Source organism: Angustibacter peucedani (assembly GCF_054779595.1).
Genome location: NZ_BAAGXY010000077.1, coordinates 1 through 18806, shown reverse-complemented (window position 1 = coordinate 18806; position 18806 = coordinate 1). Strand labels below are relative to the sequence as shown.

The window sequence follows — 18806 nt, the reverse complement described above, 5'->3', positions numbered from 1 at the left end:
CGCTACTCCCCCTGCCGTGACCTGGCGAACCGGTGGACCGCGGCGGCGAACTCCTCCCCGCGCGCGGCGTAGTCGCGGAACATGTCCATCGACGCGGCGGCCGGCGCGAGCAGGACCGTGTCGCCCGGCTGCGCCAGGCGCACGGCCTCGCGCACGACGACGTCCATGACGCCAGTGTCCGTGGTGTCGAGCTCGACGACGGGCACATCCGGCGCGTGTCGCGACATCGCCTCGGCGATCCGCGCGCGGTCGCGGCCGATGAGCACGACCCCGCGCAGCCGGCCGGCGTGCGTGCGCACCAGGTCGTCGACGTCCGCGCCCTTCAGCAGGCCGCCCGCGACCCAGACCACGTGGTCGAACGCCGCGAGCGAGGCCGCGGCGGCCGGCGGGTTGGTGGCCTTGGAGTCGTCGACGAAGCCCAGCCCGTCGACGGTGGCGACGTGGGCGATGCGGTGGGGGTCGGGCGTGAAGCCGCGCAGGCCGTCGCGCACCGCCTGCGCCGGCACGCCCGCGGCCCGCGCGAGCGCCGCCGCGGCGAGGGCGTTGGACACCTGGTGCGGCGCGAGCACCGGGGCGTCGCCCTGGACGTCGGCCAGCGTGGCGAGCTCGGCGGCCGACGTCCGGCGCTCCTCGACGAACGCGCGGTCGGCCAGGACGTCGTCGACGACCCCGAGCATCCCGACCGACGGCACGCCGCGGGTGAAGCCGATGGCGCGGCAGCCGTCGGTGACGTCGGCCTCGCGCACCAGGCGCTCGGTGATCGGCGCCTGCACGTTGTAGACGCAGGCGACCTCGGTGCGCTCGTAGACCTGGCCCTTGTCGTGCGCGTAGGCGTCGAACGATCCGTGCCAGTCGAGGTGGTCGGGCTCGACGTTCAGGACGGCGCTCGCCAGCGGCGCGAGCGAGCGAGCCCGGTCGGGGCCGAGCCAGTGCAGCTGGAAGCTCGACAGCTCGACGGCCAGGACGTCGAGCGGCTCGGGCGACAGCATCGCGTGCAGCACCGGGGTGCCGACGTTGCCGACGGCCGCGGCGTTCAACCCGGCGGCCCGCAGCATCTGGGTCAGCATGCGCACCGTCGTCGTCTTGCCGTTGGTGCCGGTGAGGGTCAGCCACGGCGCCCCGCCGTGCACGGGGCGCATCCGCCAGGCCAGCTCGACCTCGCCCCACACCGGGACGCCGGAGGCCAGCGCCGCGGCCAGCAGCGGCTGGTCGGGCCGCCAGCCGGGCGAGGTGACGACGACGTCCGGCACGTCGACGCCCGACGGCAGGGCGTCGGTGGCGCCCTCGCCGAGACGGACGTCGCCGCCCATGATCTGCAGGATCTCGCGCTTCTCCTGCTCGGCCGGCCCGTCGCGGCCGTCGACCACGACCACCTCGGCGCCGCGCTGCAGCAGCGCGTCGGCGGCGGCGAACCCGCTGACGGCCAGGCCCGCCACCACGACCCGCAGCCCCGACCAGTCGGCGTCGCGGTCGGTGAGCGCGTCGAGCCGCGAGCCCGCGGCGTGCGGGCCGTCGGTCACGACCCGACCACCCACTCGGCGTAGAAGATCCCGAGCCCGAGCGCGACGAACAGGCCCGCGATGATCCAGAACCGGATGACGATCGTGACTTCCTGCCACCCCAGCAGCTCGAAGTGGTGCTGCAGCGGGGCCATGCGGAACACGCGTCTGCCGGTGAGCTTGAACGAGCCGACCTGGATGATCACCGAGGCCGAGATCAGCACGAACAGGCCGCCGATGACGACGAGCAGCAGCTCGGTGCGCGAGGTGATCGCCAGGCCGGCGAGCGCCCCGCCGAGGGCCAGCGACCCGGTGTCGCCCATGAAGATCTTGGCCGGCGCGGCGTTCCACCACAGGAAGCCGATGCACGAGCCCATGAGGCAGGCCGCGACGACGGCGAGGTCGCGCGGGTCGCGCACCTCGTAGCACTTCAGCGCGGCCGAGCCGGTCTCGTCGCCGGTGAGGTTCTGGCAGTTCTGGTTCGACTGCCAGGTGCCGATCAGCACGTAGGCCGCGAAGACCAGGGTGCTCGCGCCGGTGGCGAGGCCGTCCAGCCCGTCGGTGAGGTTCACGCCGTTGCTGGTGGCCGCGATCATCACGTAGGCCCAGCCGACGAAGAGGATCACGCCGATCGCGGGCCCGGCGAACGCCAGGTCGACCGGGGTGTCGCGGATGAACGAGATCTGGGTCGAGGCCGGCGTCCGGAACGTGGTGTTGGGGAACTGCAGCACCAGCACCGAGAACAGCAGCGCGACCACCGACTGCCCGACCAGCTTGGGCACCGCGCGCAGCCCGAGGCTGCGCTGCTTGCTGATCTTGATGAAGTCGTCGAGGAACCCGACGACGCCCAGGCCGGTCATGAGGAACAGGACCAGCAGTGCGCTCCACGTCGGCGGGTTCAGCGTGATCAGGTGTGCCATCGCGTAGGCCGCGAGCGTCGCGAGGATCAGCACCGCCCCGCCCATGGTGGGCGTGCCGCGCTTGGTGTGGTGCGACGTCGGGCCGTCGTCGCGGATGAACTGGCCGTACCCGCGCTTGACGAGGAAGCGGATGTAGAGCGGCGTGCCGAGCAGCGACACCATCAGCGAGACCGCCGCCGCGATGAGTACAGCCCTCATGCCGGGCCCCCCTCCCCCGCGAGCTGGTCGCCCAGCACCCGCAGGCCGGCGTCCCGGCTGGACTTCAGCAGGACGACGTCACCCGGCCGCAGCTGCTCGCGCAGCAGCGCGTGCGCCGCCTCGACGTCCGGCACGTGCACCGACTCCTCTCCCCACGACCCTTCCTGGGTCGCACCCGTGTGGATCGCCTGCGCCCCAGGGCCGACGGCGACGAGCCGCGAGACGTTGAGCCGCACCGCGAGCCGCCCGACGGCGTCGTGCTCGGCCACCGAGTCGGGCCCGAGCTCGAGCATCTCGCCCAGCACGGCCCACGTGCGACGTCCAGAACCCATGCCCACCAACGCCTTCAGCGCCGCGCGCACCGAGTCCGGGTTGGCGTTGTAGGCGTCGTTGACGACGCGCACGCCGTCGGGGCGGTCGGTGACCTGCATGCGGCCGGGGCTCGCCGCGCGCGCCTCGGTGAGGGCGGCGGCGACGTCCGGCAGGCTCATCCCGAGCTCGAGCGCGACGGCGGCGACCGCCAGCGCGTTGGCGACGTGGTGCTCGCCGTGCAGGCCGAGCCGCACCGACGAGCGGGCGTCGGCGGTCACGACGTCGAAGCTCGCGCGGGCCTCGTCGTCGAGCGCGACGTCGACCGCGCGGACGTCGGCGTCGGTCGAGCGCCCGACCATGACGACGCGCCCGACCGTGCGGCTGCGCATGTCGCGCACGTGGTGGTCGTCGGCGTTCAGCACCGCGAGCCCTTGCGGCGCAAGGGCTTGGACCAGCTCGGACTTCGCGTCCGCGATCGCCTCGACCGAGCCGAACTCGCCGAGGTGGGCCGAGCCGACGTTCAGCACCACCGACACGTCGGGGCGCACGATGGTCGTGAGGTGGGCGATGTGCCCGACGCCGCGGGCGCCCATCTCGACGACCAGGTGGCGGGTGCCGGGCTCGACCCGTACCGCCGTGAGCGGCACGCCGACCTCGCCGTTGTAGGAGCGCTCGGTGGCAACCGTCGGGCCGAGCCGACCGAGCACCTGGGCGAGCAGGTCCTTGGTGCTGGTCTTCCCGGACGACCCCGTGACCGCGACGACGCGCAGGTCGGGCACGCGCTCGACCACGGTGCGCGCCAAGGCGTCGAACGCGGCCTGGACGTCGTCGACGACCAGCGTCGCCACCGCGTCGGTCGGCCGGTCGGCCAGCACCGCGACCGCCCCGCGCTCGACCGCCTGCGGGACGTACTCGAACCCGTCGGCGTGCCGGCCGCGCCGCGCGACGTACAGGCCGCCGGGGCCGCACTCGCGCGCGTCGGTGACGACCGGTCCGTCGACCACCAGGGCCGGGTCGCCGTGCAGCTCGGCGTCGGTCGCGCCGGCCACCTCGCCCAGCGTCAGGGGGATCACCCGGCCACCTCCGCCAGGGCGGCGGCGAGCTCGGCCCGGTCGTCGAAGGGGTGCACGACGCCCGCGACCTCCTGGCCCGGCTCGTGGCCCTTGCCTGCCACCAGCAGGACGTCCCCGGGGGACGTGGCGCGGCGCACGCCCTCGCGGATCGCGGCGCGCCGGTCGCCCACCTCGACCACCTCGGTCCCGGTGCAGGCGTCGCGCGCCCCGGCCAGCACGGCGGCCCGGATCGCCGCGGGGTCCTCGCTGCGGGGGTTGTCGTCGGTGACGACCACGACGTCGGCGCCCCGGGCCGCGGCCGCGCCCATGCCGGGTCGCTTGGCGGGGTCGCGGTCGCCGCCGGCACCGAGCACGACGACGAGCCGCCCGGTGCAGGCCGGTCGAAGGGCGGCGAGGGCTGCGGCGACGGCGTCCGGCGTGTGGGCGTAGTCGACCACCGCGAGCGGACCGGACGTCGCGTCTCCCACCTGCTCCATGCGACCCGGCACCCCGCCGGCGCGGTCGAGCCCGGTGCGCACGTCGTCGACCGAGACCCCGCTGCGCAGCAGCATGACGGCGGCGAGGGCGGCGTTCAGCACGTTGAAGTCGCCGGGCAGCGGGCAGCGCAGGCGCAGGCTCTGGCCGTCGCGGCTCTCGAGCACGAAGTCGGTGCCGCCGTCACGCGGCTCGCGCGACGTCACCCGCCAGTCGGCGTCGCTGCCGGCCTCGCCGCTCAGCGTGGTGACCGGCACCGAGGCACCGGCCGCCGCCTTGCGCGTGCCGTCGTCGTCGACGACCACCACGGCCTCGCGGCTGTGCTCAGGCGTGAGCAGCAGCGACTTGGCGGCCAGGTAGGTGTCCATGTCGCCGTGCAGCTCGAGGTGGTCCTGGCTGAAGTTGGTGAACCCGGCGACGTCCACGACCGCGGCGTCGACGCGGTGCTGCGCGAGCGCCTGGCTCGAGACCTCCATGCAGCAGACCTGCACGCCGCGCTCGCGCATCAGGGCCAGCAGCGCGTGCAGGTCGGGCGCCTCGGGCGTCGTGCGCACGCTCGGCACGGCCTGGTCGGCCACGCGCGTCTCGACCGTGCCGACCAGCCCGGTGGTGCGGCCGGTGGCCCGCAGCACGGCCTCCATCAGGTAGGTCGTGGTGGTCTTGCCGTTGGTGCCGGTGACGCCCAGCAGCTGGACGTCGGCGGCCGGGCGGCCGTAGACCTCCGCGCTGAGGGCACCCAGCACCGCGCGCGGGCGGTCGGCGACGAGCAGCGGCAGCGACGCGCCGAGCTCGCGGGCCCGGCGGGCGCCGTCCGGCTCGGCCAGCACCGCGACCGCCCCGAGCTCGGCGGCGGCGGGCACGAACTGCGCGCCGTGCGCGCGCGAGCCCGGCAGCGCCGCGTAGAGGTCACCGGGCCGCACGGCCCGCGAGTCGAGCGTGGCACCGGTGACGCGCACGGCGGAGGCGTCGTCCGGCTGCAGGGTCACCGCCCCGCCACCGGCGTGCACGAGGTCGTCCAGCGTGCACCCGCTCGGCTCCGAGGGACGCAGCCCGGCGGACGACGGCACGGCTGCTGCAGACACGGAGCGAGGCTACCGGTCCGTCGCGGTGAGGCGGATCGAGGGCGAGCCGGACCCCGTGGGCGGGATCTGCAGCTTCTGCAGCGCGTAGGTCATGACGTCCTTGAACACCGGGGCCGCCACGGTGCCGCCGTAGTAGCCCTTGACCGGCCGCTGCAGGGTGACCGCCACGACCAGCTGCGGGTCGTCGGCCGGCGCCATGCCGATGAACGAGCCGGTGTAGCCGCGGTAGCACCCGCAGGTGGGGTCGAAGCGCTGCGCGGTGCCGGTCTTGCCGGCCACGCGGTAGCCCGGGATGCGCGCCTCGGGCGCGGTACCGTCGGCGCTCACGACGCCCTCGAGCATGCGCCGCAGCGTGGCCGCGGTCTTGGCGCTGACGACCCGCGTGCTCTTCGAGCCGGCCGCCGGGTCGAGCCTGCCGTCGGCGCCGACCGTTCCGGCCACCAGCTGCGGCTGCACGCGCACCCCGTCGTTGGCGATGGTCTGGTAGACGCCCGCCGCCTGCACGGCGTTGACCGACAGGCCCTGGCCGAACAGCACGGTGTAGCGCTGCGAGCCGCTCCAGTCCTGCGGCTGGGCCAGGATGCCGCGGCTCTCGCCGGGGAACGCCAGGCCGGACGGCTGCCCGATGCCGAACTTCGTGAGGTACGAGTACATCGTGGACGACGACAGCTTCTCGCCCGCCATGATCGTGCCCACGTTGCTGGACTTGGCGAGCACGCCGGCGAACGTCAGCCGCTCGACGCCGTGCGGGTGCGAGTCGTGGAAGGTCTTGCCCGCGCGGTTGATCTGGCCCGGCACCGAGAACGGCGTCATCGCCGTGACCGCGCCCTCCTCGATGGCGGCCGCCGCCGTCATGACCTTGCTGGTCGAGCCGGGCTCGTAGACCTCGGACAGCGCGCGGTTCGACAGGTTGGCCGGCTTGCTCTTGCTCGGCACGTTGGGGTCGAACGTCGGCGCGTTGGCCAGGGCGAGGATCTTGCCGTCCTTGGTCATCACCACGACGGTGCCCGACAGCGCGCCCGACTCGGCGACCTTGGCGGCCAGCACCTGCTCGGCCTTCCACTGCAGGTCGCGGTCGAGGGTGAGCTGCACCGTGGCGCCGGGCACCGCGGCCTTCTGCTCGACGTCGCCGGTCGGGATGTGACGGCCACCGGGGTCGCGCTCGTAGGTGACGCTGCCGGGAGTGCCGGTGAGCTGCTTGTCGAGCTTGAGCTCCAGGCCGGCCAACGGGGTGTTGTCCTTGCCGACGAAGCCCACCACCGACGCGCCGACGCCGTCGGCCGGGTAGGCGCGCTGCGACGTCCGCTCGGGGTAGATGCCGGGGATGGTCAGGGCGTCGACCTCGCGCCACACCTCGGGGGTGACGCCCTTCTTGACGTAGGCGAAGCGGCGCGTGCCCTCGAGCTTGTCGCGCACCTCGGCCACCGGCATCTTCAGCACCGCGGCCAGGTCGTGGGCCGCGCCGTCCAGGCCGAGCACCACCTTGTGCTTCTTGCCGGTGACGGGGTCCTTCTCGAGCCGCGAGTACTCGGCGACCGTGGTCTGGTCGACCGTGACGTTGTAGCGCTCGAGGCTGGTGGCCAGCACCACGCCGTCCCGGTCGACGATCTGGCCGCGGGTGGCGTTGACCGGCACGGTCGTGAGCCGGCTGCCGAGCGCCTTCTGCGCCATGGCCGAGGCGTCGAGCGCCTGCAGGCGCAGCAGCTGCACGGCGAACAGGCTCAACGTGATGCACACGCCGAGGAACATCGCGCGGGCCCGGCGCTGCGGGTGCGCGACGCCCGGACGACGGGGACCGGGCTGGCGGGCGGGGTGACGGCCGCGGCCCGCGGGTCGACCGGTGGGCTGGCGCCGCGGGCGCGACGCCCCCGCCGGCTTGCGCTGGGTGGGCTGGCGCTGGGCCGGCTTGCGCTGGGTGGGCTGGCGCTGCGCCGGCTTGCGCTGGGCGGGCTTGCGCTGGACGGGCTGACGGCCGGTGCGCGGGGTCCCGGGACGCGGCGCGCCGCGACGGGGTCCCCCCTGACCGTCCACGCTCACCTCGTCGCCTTCTGCTTCTTCGTGCCGTTGCCGCGCTTCGCCTTGTCCTGCACCGACTTCGTCGTGGACGGCGGCGGCGCCGTCTCCTTCACGGTAGGCGTCGTCGGCGTGGCAGCCGGGTGCGCCACGCCGAGCAGCTTGCCGTCGGACAGCCGCAGGAAGGCCGCGGTGTCGGACGGCACCATGCCGAGCGCCGTGGCCCGCGCCGCCAGCCGGGCCGGCGCGCCCTGGACGGCGATGTCCTGGCGCAGCGACTGCTCGTGGTCGCCGAGCTCGTCCGAGGTGTTCTGCAGGTCGTGCAGCGTGAACGAGCCCTGCGCCAGCGCGGTGTTGATGAGCAGCAGCGAGAGCAGGCCGCCGACGAGCAGCAGCAGGCACAGCACGACGAAGACGGTGCGACCGCGGTCGACCGACGGGGCGCGGACGACGCGCAGCGAGGGCCGCGGCGGCCGCGCAGCCCCGCGGCCGGTCGCCGGTCCGCGTGCGGCCGATGACGTCGTCCGGCGTGCTCCGGACGACGCGAGCGTCTGGCTCATGCGGCCCTCCCCCCGGTGCGGACGCGCTCGGCGGCGCGCAGCCGGGCCGACGCGGCCCGCTTGTTGGTCTCGACCTCGTCGGCCGACGGCACCTCGGCGCCGCGCGTCAGCAGGCGCAGGTACGGCGCGTGCTCGGGCAGCTCGACCGGCAGGTCCGGCGGTGCGCTGCTGCGGGCGCCGGCCGCCAGCACCTGCTTGACCGCGCGGTCCTCGAGCGAGTGGTAGGCGAGCACGGCGAGGCGCCCCCCGACGGCCAGCGCGTCGACCGCGGCCGGCAGCGCGCGCGCCAGGGCGTCGAGCTCGCCGTTGACCTCGATCCGCAGGGCCTGGAAGGTGCGCTTGGCCGGGTTGCCGCCGTGCTGGCGGGTGGCGGCGGGCACGTTGGCCCGCACCAGCTCGACCAGCCGGGCGGACGTCGTGAAGGGGCTCGCGCCGCGCTCGCGCACGACCGCCGCGGCGATCCGGCGGGCGAAGCGCTCCTCGCCGTAGTCGCGCAGGACGTGCACCAGGTCGTCGAGCGGGTAGGTGTTGAGCACCTCGGCGGCGGTCAGCTCGTCGCCGGAGTCCATGCGCATGTCGAGCGGGGCGTCGACGCGGTAGGCGAAGCCGCGGTCGTCCTCGTCGAGCTGCAGCGAGGACACGCCGAGGTCGAGCAGCACGCCCTGCACCGGGCCGAGGCGCAGGCGCCGCAGGACGTCGCCGATCTCGTCGTACACGGCGTGCACCAGGTGCACGCGGTCGCCGAACGGCGCCAGCCGCTCCCCCGCCAGGCGCAGCGCCTCGGGGTCGCGGTCGATGCCGACCAGGACGGCGTCCGGGCAGGTCCGCAGCAGCGCCTCGGCGTGCCCGCCCATGCCGAGCGTGCCGTCGACGACCACCGACCCGGGCTCCGCCAGCGCCGGCGCGAGCAGCTCGACGCAGCGGCCGAGCATCACCGGCTGGTGCCGCGACGCGGCGTCGCCGGTGCGCTCCATGGCGGGTCCTTCCTGGTCTCGTCCTGCGGTGGTGGTGCAGCGGGTAGGTGCTGCGGTTCGGGTCGGGTGCTGCGGGCCGCCCGGTCTGGTCCCCAACCGCTCCGAGGGGTTCGGCCTGCCACCGGGGAAGGTGCGGCAGGACGGGTGGAGCGGGTGGAGACCACATCGGGCGGCCTCGTCGTGCGGTCGTGCGGTCGTGCGGTCTGGTCGTGCGGTCACAGCAGGCCGGGCACCACCTCCTCCGCCTGCTCGGAGAACGCCTGCTCGTTGGCCGCCAGGTAGGTGGCCCAGGCGCCGGCGTCCCAGATCTCGATCCGCGACCCGGCGCCGATGACGGCCAGGTCGCGGTCGAGCCCCGCGTAGTCGCGCAGCACGGTCGGGACGGTCACCCGGCCCTGCTTGTCCGGCACCTCGTCGCTCGCGCCGGACAGGAAGACGCGCAGGTAGTCGCGCACCGCCTTGCTCGTGACCGGTGCCGTGCGCATCTGCTCGGCGATCCGGACGAACTCGTCCATGGCGAAGACGTAGAGGCAGCGCTCCTGGCCACGGGTGACCACGAGACCGCCGGCGAGCTTGTCGCGGAACTTGGCCGGGAGGATCAGCCGCCCCTTGTCGTCCAAGCGGGGGGTGTGCGTGCCGAGGAACATCGCGCACCTCCCCTCTCGACCGCCGCCGGCGCGACCCGGCGGAGGACTCTCGACCCAGCACCGGAATCCCCTCTGCTCCGGCTCGCTCCACATTACTCCACTTCACTCCCCGGTCAAGCAGAATGCACCCTGCGTGACGGCGCGTTGCGCCCGAAACCGCAGGTCAGAGCGGGCATATCGGGCAGAACGCCGGTGGAGGGGTTCTCGCGGCGTCCCCGGACCTCCCCCGGAACGCACCCGGAGCTCGAGCACGGCGTCCGGCCGGCGGGACCGCACCGGTCCCACCGCGGACCCGGCCCGCCGCCGTCCGGGGAGCGAAGTGGGGGCGCTGGTGAACTCCGGACGCCGCTGGACCGTTGGGCGGGTCAGGACACGAAACGGAAACGGAGCGGACACGGACCGGTACGTCGACACTCCCGCGCTGGGCGATGCGGTGACAGACTGCGAGGACGCCAGGTGGACGACGCGGAGCCCGACGCGGGGGACGTGCGCCGTGCCGCCGTCCGTCCGTGCGAGACAGCCGATCCAGGAGGCCCCGTGAGCGCGATGAGCGCCCCGCAGACCCGCTCCGACGTCGACCTCGACGCCCTGCGCCGCACCGCAGGTGCCATCGCCGGTGCGATCGAGACCGTGATCGAGGGCAAGCCGGACGTCGTCCGCACCGCGCTGACCGTGCTGCTGGCCGAGGGCCACCTGCTGATCGAGGACGTGCCCGGCGTCGGCAAGACGATGCTCGCCAAGGCGATGGCCCGCGCCGTCGACTGCAGCGTGCGCCGCGTGCAGTTCACGCCGGACCTGCTGCCCAGCGACGTCACCGGCGTCAGCATCTACAACCAGGAGCAGCGCGACTTCGAGTTCAAGCCCGGAGCGATCTTCGCCAACGTGGTGCTCGGCGACGAGATCAACCGCGCGTCGCCCAAGACCCAGTCCGCGCTGCTGGAGTGCATGGAGGAGCGCCAGGTCACGGTCGACGGCGTCACCTACCACCTCGAGGCGCCGTTCATCGTCGTGGCGACGCAGAACCCGATCGAGATGGAGGGCACCTACCCCCTCCCCGAGGCGCAGCGCGACCGCTTCATGGCGCGCGTGTCGATGGGCTACCCCGGCACCACCGCCGAGCTCGCGATGCTCAGCAGCCACGGCACGACGTCCCCGCTGGACGACGTCGAGCCGGTCGCGACGGCCGCCGACGTGCGCGAGCTGGTGGCCGCCACCCGCGCGGTCTGGGTCAGCGACGCCGTCAAGCAGTACGTCGTCGACCTGGCCGAGGCCACGCGCTCCACGCCCGACCTGCGCCTGGGCGCCTCGCCGCGCGCGACGCTGCACCTGCTGCGCGCGGCCCGCGCCCACGCCGCCCTCGAGGGTCGCGACCACGTGCTGCCGGACGACGTCCAGACCCTCGCGGTCCCGGTGCTGGCCCACCGCCTGCTGCTGACCTCCGACGCCCTGCTCGCGCGCAAGAGCGCCGAGGACGTCGTCGCCGGCCTGGTGCAGCGGGTGCCCGTGCCGACCGGCCCCACCCGCTGACGGACCGGCGATGAGCCTGCGCAGCAGCCGCCGGGCCCTGACCCGACGGCTGGTCGGGCCGTTCTCGCGGCTCACCACGCGCGGCCGCGCCGTGCTGTCGGCCGGCGTCACCGCGATGGTCTGCGCGGTCGCGCTGGGCCAGCGCGACCTGCTGCGCGTCGGCGTCCTGCTCGCCGTGGTGCCGGTGCTGACCGTCGTGGTGCTCGGCCGGTCCCGCTACCGGCTGGCCTGCTCGCGCACCATCACGCCCGTGCGGGTCGAGGTGGGGCGCGCCGCCCAGGTGGTGCTCGAGATCGCCAACGTCTCCAGCCAGCGCTGCGGCATGGTGCTGGCCGAGGAGCAGGTGCCCTACACCGTGGGCTCGCGGCCGCGGTTCGTGCTGCCCGGCCTCGAGCCCGGCGAGCGCCGGGCGGTGAGCTACCCGGTGCGCTCGGACGTGCGCGGCCGGTTCGCCATCGGGCCGCTGAGCCTGACCCTCACCGACCCGTTCGGCATGGGCGAGCACCGCCGCTCGTTCACGGCGCGCGACGAGCTGGTCGTGATCCCGCACGTCGTCGCGCTGCCGCCGATCGCCCTGACCGGCGACTGGACCGGCGCCGGCGACACCCGCCCGCGGGCCGTCGCGGCGTCCGGCGAGGACGACGTCACGACCCGCGAGTACCGCCAGGGCGACGACCTGCGCCGGGTGCACTGGCGCTCGACCGCCCGGCGCGGCGAGCTCATGGTGCGCCGCGAGGAGCAGCCCTGGCAGAGCCGCGCCACCCTGCTGCTCGACCGCCGACGGGCCGCGCACCGAGGTGACGGGCCGTCGTCCAGCTTCGAGTGGTCGGTGTCGGCCGTCGCCTCGGTGGCGGTGCACCTGACCGGGCGCGGCTACGCGGTGCGCCTCGTCGACGGCACGCCCGGCCAGGAGAACGTCGCCAACCCGTGGGCGCACGAGCTGACCGGGCTGGGCGAGGCGTCGTCCTCGCAGGTGCTGGACGCGCTGGCCGCGGTGGCACCCGCCGGGGCGGTCGAGCTGCAGCGTGCCGTGCACGCGGCCGCGCGCTCGGCGATGGGCGGCCTGCTCGTCGCGGCGCTGGGCGAGGTGAACGCCGACGACACCGCGATGCTGGCCGGGCTGCACCAGCCGGGCACCAGCTGCGTCGCGCTGGTGGCGGACACGACGTCCGCGGTCACCGACAAGACGCTCAAGGCCGAGGTCGAGTCCCGCGTGCAGCACCAGCTCGAGCGGCTGCGCGCCGCCGGCTGGGACGTCGTGCACGCCCGACCCGGCGAGCCGCTCGACATGACCTGGCGCCGGATCGGCTCCGGCCGGCTGCTCTCGGGGCGGGCCCGATGAACCGCGACCGGCTGGCCCCGCTGCTCGCCGCGCTGGCGACGCTGCTCACCACGTGGTCGCTGTCGCCGGTGGTCGACGGCAAGGACTGGCAGGCCTCGTGCATCGCCATGGTGCTGGTCGTGCTGCTCGTCGGGCTGGCCGCCCGCGGGGCGCACCTGCCCAAGGCGCTCGTCGTGCCGCTGCAGGTGGTGGCCGGCTTCGTCGTGCTCACCGCGATGTTCGCCGGCGAGAGCGCGGTGGCCGGCATCTTCCCCGGTCCCGCCGCGGTCGAGCGGCTCGGCCAGGTGGTCGTCGACGGCGGCGACACGATCAACCGCTACGCGGCGCCGGTGCCGACGTCCCACGGCATCTCGCTGATCCTCGCCATCGGCGTGCTGTCGGTCGCCGCGCTCGTCGACCTCGCGGTCGTCGGTCTGCGCGCGCCGGCCGCGGCCGGGGTGCCGCTGCTGGCGCTGTACGCGGTGCCGGCGGCGGTCGTGCCGGACGGTCTGCAGTGGCGCTACTTCGTCGCCGCGGGCGTGGGCTGGCTGCTGCTGCTCGCGCACGACGCCGGGGCCAGGGTGCTGCGCTGGGGTCGCCTGCTGCCCCGTTGGGGCGGCGGGTACGACGCCAGCCGGCAGTCGATCGGCAACGACACCGCGGCCCTGGCCGCCACCGGACGACGGCTGGGCGCCGCCGCGATCGTGCTGGCCGTGGTGCTGCCGGCCGTCGTCCCGGGCATCTCCGACGGACTGCTCACCCGCGGCGGCGCGGGCTCGAGCTCGAGCGGCATCGGCGGGCTGACCGTCATCAACCCGGTCCTGACGTTGCGCGACAGCCTCGCGCCGCGGCGCGACATCGAGATCCTGCGCTACAACACCAGCCAGGCCGACGTGCAGCCGCTGCGCATCGTCACGGCCGACGTCTTCGACGGCGACACCTGGAAGCCCGGCACCCGCGACGTGTCGCGGCGCAACCGGGCCAGCCGCGGCCTGCCCCCTCCCCCGGGGCTCGGGCCGGACGTCGCGCAGGTGCCGTACACGATGCGCGTCGAGGTGAGCTCGAGCCTCGACCAGGACTTCCTGCCGCTGCCCTACCCGGCGCGCAAGGTCGACATCAAGGGCGCGTGGCTGTTCGACGCGTCGTCCCTCAACGTCATCGGTGACGGCGAGACCGCGCGCGGCAAGAAGTACGACGTGAACTACCTCGCGGTGCGGCCGACCGTCGACCAGCTGCGCAACTCGCCGGTGACGGCGCCGAACACCATGCAGCAGTTCACCTCGCTGCCGCGCAGCCTGCCGGACGTCGTCGCGCGCACGGCCCGCGAGGTCACCAAGGGGCAGACCAACCCGTACGACCAGGCCATGGCGCTGCAGCAGTGGTTCCGCGACGGCGGCGACTTCACCTACTCGACCGACGCGCCGGCCAGCTCGGGCGGCGACGCGGTGGCCGACTTCCTGGCGCAGCGCAAGGGGTTCTGCATCCAGTTCTCGTCGGCGATGGCGGTGATGGCCCGCTCGCTCGGCATCCCGGCCCGCATCGGCGTCGGCTTCCTGCCCGGCACGCCGGTGCAGGACAACTGGTGGTCGGTGAAGCTCACCGACGCGCACGCCTGGCCCGAGCTGTACTTCGAGGGCGTGGGCTGGGTGCGGTTCGAGCCCACCCCGGCCTCGCGCACCGGTGCGGCGCCGACCTGGGCGACGGTGGGCAGCAGCGGCTCGCCCACCGACGGCCCGTCGACCTCGACCACCGGCGTGCCGGGGTCGACCGCGACGTCCTCGCTCGACCCGCGGATCCAGTCGCTGCAGGAGGCCGAGCGCCGCGCCCGCACCGGCGAGGTGGCCGAGCCGATCATCACGACCCCGGTCGCCGAGCGCGGGCCGAACCGCGTGCTGCAGGCCGGTGGGATCGTGCTGCTGCTGCTCGCCGCGCTGCTGCTGACGCCGGTGACCGCCTGGCTCGGACGTCGACGGCGCCGTCGCGCCGCGGCCGACGGCACGGCGCGGGTCGAGGCGTCGTGGGCCGACCTGCACGAGCAGGTGGGTGACCTGGGCATCGACCTGTCGTCGTCGCTGACACCGCGCCAGGTCGACCACCGCCTGCGGGTGGCAGCGCACCTCGGCGGCGAGCCCCAGGACGCGCTGGCCCGCATCACGACCGCGGTCGAGAGCACGCGGTACGCGCGGCCGGGCAGCGACGCGGCCGACGTCACGGGCGACGTCCGCACGGTGGTGCGGGCGGTGGCCGGGTCGCGCACGCGCGGCGAGCGCTGGCGCGCGACGGTCTACCCGACGTCCGGGGCCTCGCGGGTGCTGGGCGTCGGACGACGCGTGGGCCGGGTGCTCGGACGCGTCGACGCGCGGGTGGCGCGCGGCACGCACCGGCTGCGGCTGCCGTCGGTGCACCTGCGCCGCCGCTCCCGCTGACCCGCGCACCGACTCCCCCGCGGAGACAGCACCTTGGTACCCAGGTGCTGTCCACGGGCGGCGTGGAAGAGGCGCCGCGGTCGGTGACCGGGGCGCCTCGGGTGGTGCGGGTCAAGCAGCTGCGGTGCGGGCTCAGCCGCCCCAGCCGCCGCCCTGGTCGCGGCGACGGTCCCAGCGCTGCTCGAGCCGCTGCATGAACGTGCCCTGCTTGGGCTGACGGGCGGGCCGGGCCGCGCGGCCGGCCTTGGCCGGGCGCGGACGACGGGGCTGCGTCGTGCCGTCGTCGGCCACCGTGCCGACGGGGCCTCGCGTGGCGTGCCGGCGCGGCGGGGTGAGGGCCAGGGCGCCCGCGGCGAGCATCAGCACGAAGCCGGCGACGGCCAGCGGGACGACGGCCTGGGCCACGCCCACGACGACGAGCACGAGACCGGCGACGACGCCGACGCTGCCCAGCATGATCCGACGACGCTGACGGGCCTTGGGAGTGCGGCCCCGCATCGCCGTGGCGAACTTCGGGTCCTCCGTCTCCATCGCGTGCTCCATCTGCTCGAGCACCCGCTGCTCGTGCTCGGAAAGCGGCACGATGACCTCCCGTTGAGGCTGGGTCGACGGAGGACGACGGCTGTCGACCGATCGTCGTCCATCCCTGGTCAGTTCAGGATAGGTCGCGACTGCCGGGTGCGAAAGCGGGACCGCCCAAAGAGGTCAGCCGCCTCGGTCGGGGCGGGCGGCCGCCGCGGCCCGCGCCGCCTCGCGCACGGGGTCGACGAGCACCGCAGGACGCACGCTGCCGGCGCCGAACCGCGCGCTGGCCCGGTCGACGGCCCGCTCGGCGTCGCGCCAGCCGAACGGCTTCTCGTCCAGCAGCAGCTGGCGCTGGTGCTGCTCGACCGGCAGCAGGCCCTCGACCCGCACGCCGACCAGCCGCACCCGCCCGCGCTGCAGACCGAGCGCGTCGAGCAGCGTGCGCACGGTGGCGTAGACCTCGCGCGCGACGTCCGTGGCCTCCTCGAGGGTGCGCGAGCGGGTGAGCGTCGTGAAGTCGGCGAACCGCACCTTGAGGGTGATGGTGCGCCCCACCTGCCCGGCCGAGCGCAGCCGCGCCGCCGTGCGCTCGGACAGCCGCAGCAGCTCGCGGCGCAGCACCACCACGTCGTCGACGTCGTGGGCGAAGGTCTCCTCGGCGCCGATGCTGCGCTCGCGCTGCTGCGGCACCACCCGGCGCGGGTCGCGGCCCCAGGCCAGCTCGTGCAGCTGAGCCCCGGCGGCCGGGCCGAGAGCGCGCTGCAACGTGTCGCGCGGGGTGTGCGCGAGGTCGCCCACGGTGCGCAGGCCGTAGCGGTGCAGCACCTCCTCGGTGCGCTCCCCCACGCCCCACAGCGCGGCGACCGGCAGCGGGTGCAGCACCTGCAGCGTGTGCTCGTGCGGGACGACGAGCAGGCCGTCGGGCTTGGCCAGGCCCGAGGCCAGCTTGGCGACGAACTTCGTCGAGGCCACGCCGACCGAGCACGCCACGCCCTGCTCGTCGTGCACGCGGTCGCGGACGTGCTGGGCGATCTCGCGCGGGCTGCCGAGCCGGCGCCGCGCGCCCGAGACGTCGAGGAACGCCTCGTCCAGCGACAGCGGCTCGACGCACGGCGTGACGTCGGCGAACACCGCCATCACCCCGCGCGAGACCGCGGCGTAGCGGTCGTGGTCGGGCTCGACGACCGTGGCCTGCGGGCACAGCCGCCGCGCCCGCGACATGGGCATCGCCGCCTGGACGCCGAACGCCCGCGCCTCGTAGGTGGCCGACAGGACGACGCCGCGGCTGAAGGCCCCGCCCACGATGACCGGCGTGCCCACCAGCTCGGGCCGGGCGAGCAGCGACACCGACGCGTAGAAGGCGTCCATGTCGACGTGCAGCACGGTGCAGCCGGTGTCGTCCGCGTCGTCGTCGCGGTGGGCGGGGGTGAACTGGCGCCGGCTCATCGTCGTCCGCGCTCAGGCCGGGGCGCGCACCGCCAGGACGTGCAGCTGGACGGCGAGCGCGGCCAGCTCGGGGTGCTCGGGGTGCTCGCCGGCCCGGCGCTCGAGGTCGAGCAGCGCGGCGCGGGCGTCGTCGCCGTCGACGAGCGCCTCGGGCACCAGGTCGCTGAACAACCGCACGCCGTGCACCTGGCGGGGCACGAGCCCGGCGGCCTCGACGAGGGCGAGGAGCTGCGGCTGGTCGAAGCGGCGCGGCAGCGGGTCGGCCTCGCCCCAGCGGCCGTCGGGGTCGTCGAGCGCGCGGGCGGCCTCGGCGAACCGGCCGGCCAGCGCCCGGGCCAGGACGACGGCCGAGCGCTGTGCGACGAGCAGGCTCGCGGCACCCCCCGGCCGCAGGACGTCGGCGACGGCCTGCACGGCCTGGCGCGGCTCGTCGACGTGCTCGAGCACCCCGTGGCAGCAGACCAGGTCGACGCTGGACGGCGCGACCACCTGCGGCAGCTGCGCGGCGTCGGCCTGCACGGCGCTGACCCGGTCGACGACGCCGGCCTCCTCGGCACGGCGCTCGAGCGCGGCGAGCGCGTCGGGGCTGGGGTCGACCACCGTGACCCGGTGGCCGAGCGCGGCGAGCCGCACGGCCATGCCGCCGGTGCCGGCCCCGGCGTCCAGCACCTCGAGCGCGCTGCCGGTGCTGGCGGTGCGGGCGGGCGAGCCTGCGAGCTGGGCGGCGGTGCGCTGCACGACGTCCCACACCGCGGCGGTGCGGGGCGAGGTGGCGACGTCGCCGCGACGCGGCCGGCGAGCGGCGTCGGAGGACGGTGCGACCACCCCGGGCCTCCTTCGCGTCGTCGTGCCCGCGGCGCGGTGCCGGGGACCGCCGCCCAGCCTAGTGACACCGCCCGACCCGCCACCCGGCTCACCACCGGGCTCACCGGCCCGAGCTGCCGGGGCTGGAGTGCCACAGCTTGCGCGGCGCGCTCTTGACGTCCTCGCCGGCCGGCTTGACGTCGGCGTACGGCGACTGCTTGAACCCGCTGGCGTGCACCAGCACCCGGCGGTGCCGCGGCCCGGCCCCCATGCCCCCGGCCCGCGCCGGCTCCATCACCGGCCGGCTCGACCGGCTCTGCGCCGCCCCCTGGGTGGCCTCGGCCGAGTAGCGCTCGGACGGCGGCACCTGGGCGTGCGCCAGGACGTCGGCCGCCTCGAGCGCCTCGTGCACCGCGGGCAGGCCGCCGAGGGTCCAGGCCTCCCACAGCGGCGGCAGCTGCCAGGCCCCGGTGGCGCGCAGCGAGACCCCCCGCGGCCCGGTGCGCCGCAGCACGCCGCGGACGACGAGCAGCCAGGAGTGGAAGACCGTTGCGGCGTAAGGGCCCTGGACGTCCTCGAAGAACGTGGCGTCGACCGGCCCCGTGGCGTCGTCGAGGGTGAGGAAGACGACCCGGCGGCCCGAGCGGATCGGTGGCGTCTGGGTGGCGACCTTGACGCCCGCGACGAGCAGCTCGGCCTGGTTGCGCTGGCCGAGCAGGTCGCGGCTGCGGGTGACGCCGAGCGCGTCGAGCATCGGGGCGTAGGCCTCGACGACGTGGGCGCTGGCGTCCAGCCCGAGCACCTCGAGCTCGGCCTGCACCCGCTCGTCGACGGTCATCTCGGGCAGCCCGGTGACCCGCGTGGTGTCGGGGGCGTCGCCGAGGTCGAGAGCCAGCTGCACCGGCTGCTCGGCGGCGGGGACGGCCGGCCGGGCCGCCTGCGACTGCGCCGGCGCGAGCAGCCGGACGTCGTCCCCCGCCGCTGCCGTCGCCGCGCCGCGCCGCG

The 18806-nt window shown here is 75.3% G+C and carries 15 protein-coding genes; 3 read left to right on the top strand and 12 right to left on the bottom strand.

Annotation, left to right across the window (positions count from 1 at the left end; translation table 11 throughout):
• Positions 1–2 precede the first annotated feature (2 nt).
• The 8 genes from murD to mraZ form a co-directional block, all read right to left on the bottom strand.
• Positions 3–1520, bottom strand: a complete 1518-nt coding sequence (gene murD / locus ACYVJ4_RS14000; protein WP_460460750.1) for a UDP-N-acetylmuramoyl-L-alanine--D-glutamate ligase — start codon at positions 1518–1520, stop codon at positions 3–5.
• Positions 1517–2617 (bottom strand): phospho-N-acetylmuramoyl-pentapeptide-transferase, encoded by a 1101-nt coding sequence (gene mraY / locus ACYVJ4_RS13995; protein ID WP_460460749.1) that lies wholly within the window; start codon positions 2615–2617, stop codon positions 1517–1519. The genes murD and mraY overlap by 4 nt, the downstream gene beginning before the upstream one ends.
• Complete coding sequence (locus tag ACYVJ4_RS13990) at positions 2614–4002, bottom strand: UDP-N-acetylmuramoyl-tripeptide--D-alanyl-D-alanine ligase (protein ID WP_460460748.1); 1389 nt, start codon at positions 4000–4002, stop codon at positions 2614–2616. Before ACYVJ4_RS13990 ends, mraY begins: the two co-directional genes overlap by 4 nt.
• Entirely contained in the window at positions 3999–5558 is a 1560-nt protein-coding gene (locus tag ACYVJ4_RS13985) for a UDP-N-acetylmuramoyl-L-alanyl-D-glutamate--2,6-diaminopimelate ligase (RefSeq protein ID WP_460460747.1), read from the bottom strand. The genes ACYVJ4_RS13990 and ACYVJ4_RS13985 overlap by 4 nt, the downstream gene beginning before the upstream one ends.
• Positions 5559–5567: 9 nt before the next feature.
• Complete coding sequence (locus ACYVJ4_RS13980; RefSeq protein ID WP_460460746.1) at positions 5568–7589, bottom strand: peptidoglycan D,D-transpeptidase FtsI family protein; 2022 nt, start codon at positions 7587–7589, stop codon at positions 5568–5570.
• Between the two features lie 2 nt (positions 7590–7591).
• Entirely contained in the window at positions 7592–8131 is a 540-nt protein-coding gene (locus ACYVJ4_RS13975; protein ID WP_460460745.1) for a hypothetical protein, read from the bottom strand.
• Positions 8128–9105, bottom strand: a complete 978-nt coding sequence (gene rsmH, locus ACYVJ4_RS13970; protein ID WP_460460744.1) for a 16S rRNA (cytosine(1402)-N(4))-methyltransferase RsmH — start codon at positions 9103–9105, stop codon at positions 8128–8130. The genes ACYVJ4_RS13975 and rsmH overlap by 4 nt, the downstream gene beginning before the upstream one ends.
• A gap of 215 nt (positions 9106–9320) precedes the next feature.
• Positions 9321–9752, bottom strand: coding sequence for a division/cell wall cluster transcriptional repressor MraZ (mraZ, locus tag ACYVJ4_RS13965; protein ID WP_460460743.1), 432 nt, complete (start codon positions 9750–9752; stop codon positions 9321–9323).
• 546 nt (positions 9753–10298) lie between these two features.
• Between mraZ and ACYVJ4_RS13960 the strand changes: the two genes are divergently transcribed.
• Genes ACYVJ4_RS13960 through ACYVJ4_RS13950 form a run of 3 tightly spaced genes read left to right on the top strand, consistent with a single transcriptional unit; the run spans position 10299 to position 15026 of the window.
• On the top strand, positions 10299–11279 hold the full coding sequence (locus ACYVJ4_RS13960) for an AAA family ATPase (protein ID WP_460460760.1): 981 nt from the start codon (positions 10299–10301) through the stop codon (positions 11277–11279).
• A 10-nt stretch (positions 11280–11289) separates the two neighbouring features.
• A complete protein-coding gene (locus tag ACYVJ4_RS13955) occupies positions 11290–12621 on the top strand; it encodes a DUF58 domain-containing protein (RefSeq protein ID WP_460460742.1) in 1332 nt (443 codons plus the stop codon).
• Positions 12618–15026, top strand: a complete 2409-nt coding sequence (locus tag ACYVJ4_RS13950; RefSeq protein WP_460460741.1) for a transglutaminase family protein — start codon at positions 12618–12620, stop codon at positions 15024–15026. Before ACYVJ4_RS13955 ends, ACYVJ4_RS13950 begins: the two co-directional genes overlap by 4 nt.
• Positions 15027–15158: 132 nt before the next feature.
• Here the strand turns inward: ACYVJ4_RS13950 and ACYVJ4_RS13945 are convergent, their stop codons facing one another.
• From ACYVJ4_RS13945 to ACYVJ4_RS13930, 4 genes are all read right to left on the bottom strand, one after another.
• A complete protein-coding gene (locus tag ACYVJ4_RS13945) occupies positions 15159–15608 on the bottom strand; it encodes a DUF3040 domain-containing protein (RefSeq protein WP_460460740.1) in 450 nt (149 codons plus the stop codon).
• A 123-nt stretch (positions 15609–15731) separates the two neighbouring features.
• Entirely contained in the window at positions 15732–16997 is a 1266-nt protein-coding gene (locus ACYVJ4_RS13940) for a DNA polymerase IV (protein WP_460460739.1), read from the bottom strand.
• Positions 16998–17009: 12 nt separating this feature from the next.
• Positions 17010–17822, bottom strand: a complete 813-nt coding sequence (locus tag ACYVJ4_RS13935; protein ID WP_460460738.1) for a methyltransferase domain-containing protein — start codon at positions 17820–17822, stop codon at positions 17010–17012.
• 100 nt (positions 17823–17922) lie between these two features.
• Positions 17923–18806 (bottom strand): OB-fold nucleic acid binding domain-containing protein (locus tag ACYVJ4_RS13930; protein WP_460460737.1); only part of this gene is annotated, 884 nt, incomplete at its 5' end.

What these genes read in the sequence shown, in the direction of transcription:
- mraY (WP_460460749.1), bottom strand. Translation starts at nt 2,617, where the DNA reads ATGAGGGCTGTACTCATCGCGGCGGCGGTCTCGCTGATGGTGTCGCTG.
- ACYVJ4_RS13975 (WP_460460745.1), bottom strand. Translation starts at nt 8,131, where the DNA reads ATGAGCCAGACGCTCGCGTCGTCCGGAGCACGCCGGACGACGTCATCG.
- rsmH (WP_460460744.1), bottom strand. Translation starts at nt 9,105, where the DNA reads ATGGAGCGCACCGGCGACGCCGCGTCGCGGCACCAGCCGGTGATGCTC.
- mraZ (WP_460460743.1), bottom strand. Translation starts at nt 9,752, where the DNA reads ATGTTCCTCGGCACGCACACCCCCCGCTTGGACGACAAGGGGCGGCTG.
- ACYVJ4_RS13960 (WP_460460760.1), top strand. Translation starts at nt 10,299, where the DNA reads ATGAGCGCCCCGCAGACCCGCTCCGACGTCGACCTCGACGCCCTGCGC.
- ACYVJ4_RS13955 (WP_460460742.1), top strand. Translation starts at nt 11,290, where the DNA reads ATGAGCCTGCGCAGCAGCCGCCGGGCCCTGACCCGACGGCTGGTCGGG.
- ACYVJ4_RS13950 (WP_460460741.1), top strand. Translation starts at nt 12,618, where the DNA reads ATGAACCGCGACCGGCTGGCCCCGCTGCTCGCCGCGCTGGCGACGCTG.
- ACYVJ4_RS13940 (WP_460460739.1), bottom strand. Translation starts at nt 16,997, where the DNA reads ATGAGCCGGCGCCAGTTCACCCCCGCCCACCGCGACGACGACGCGGAC.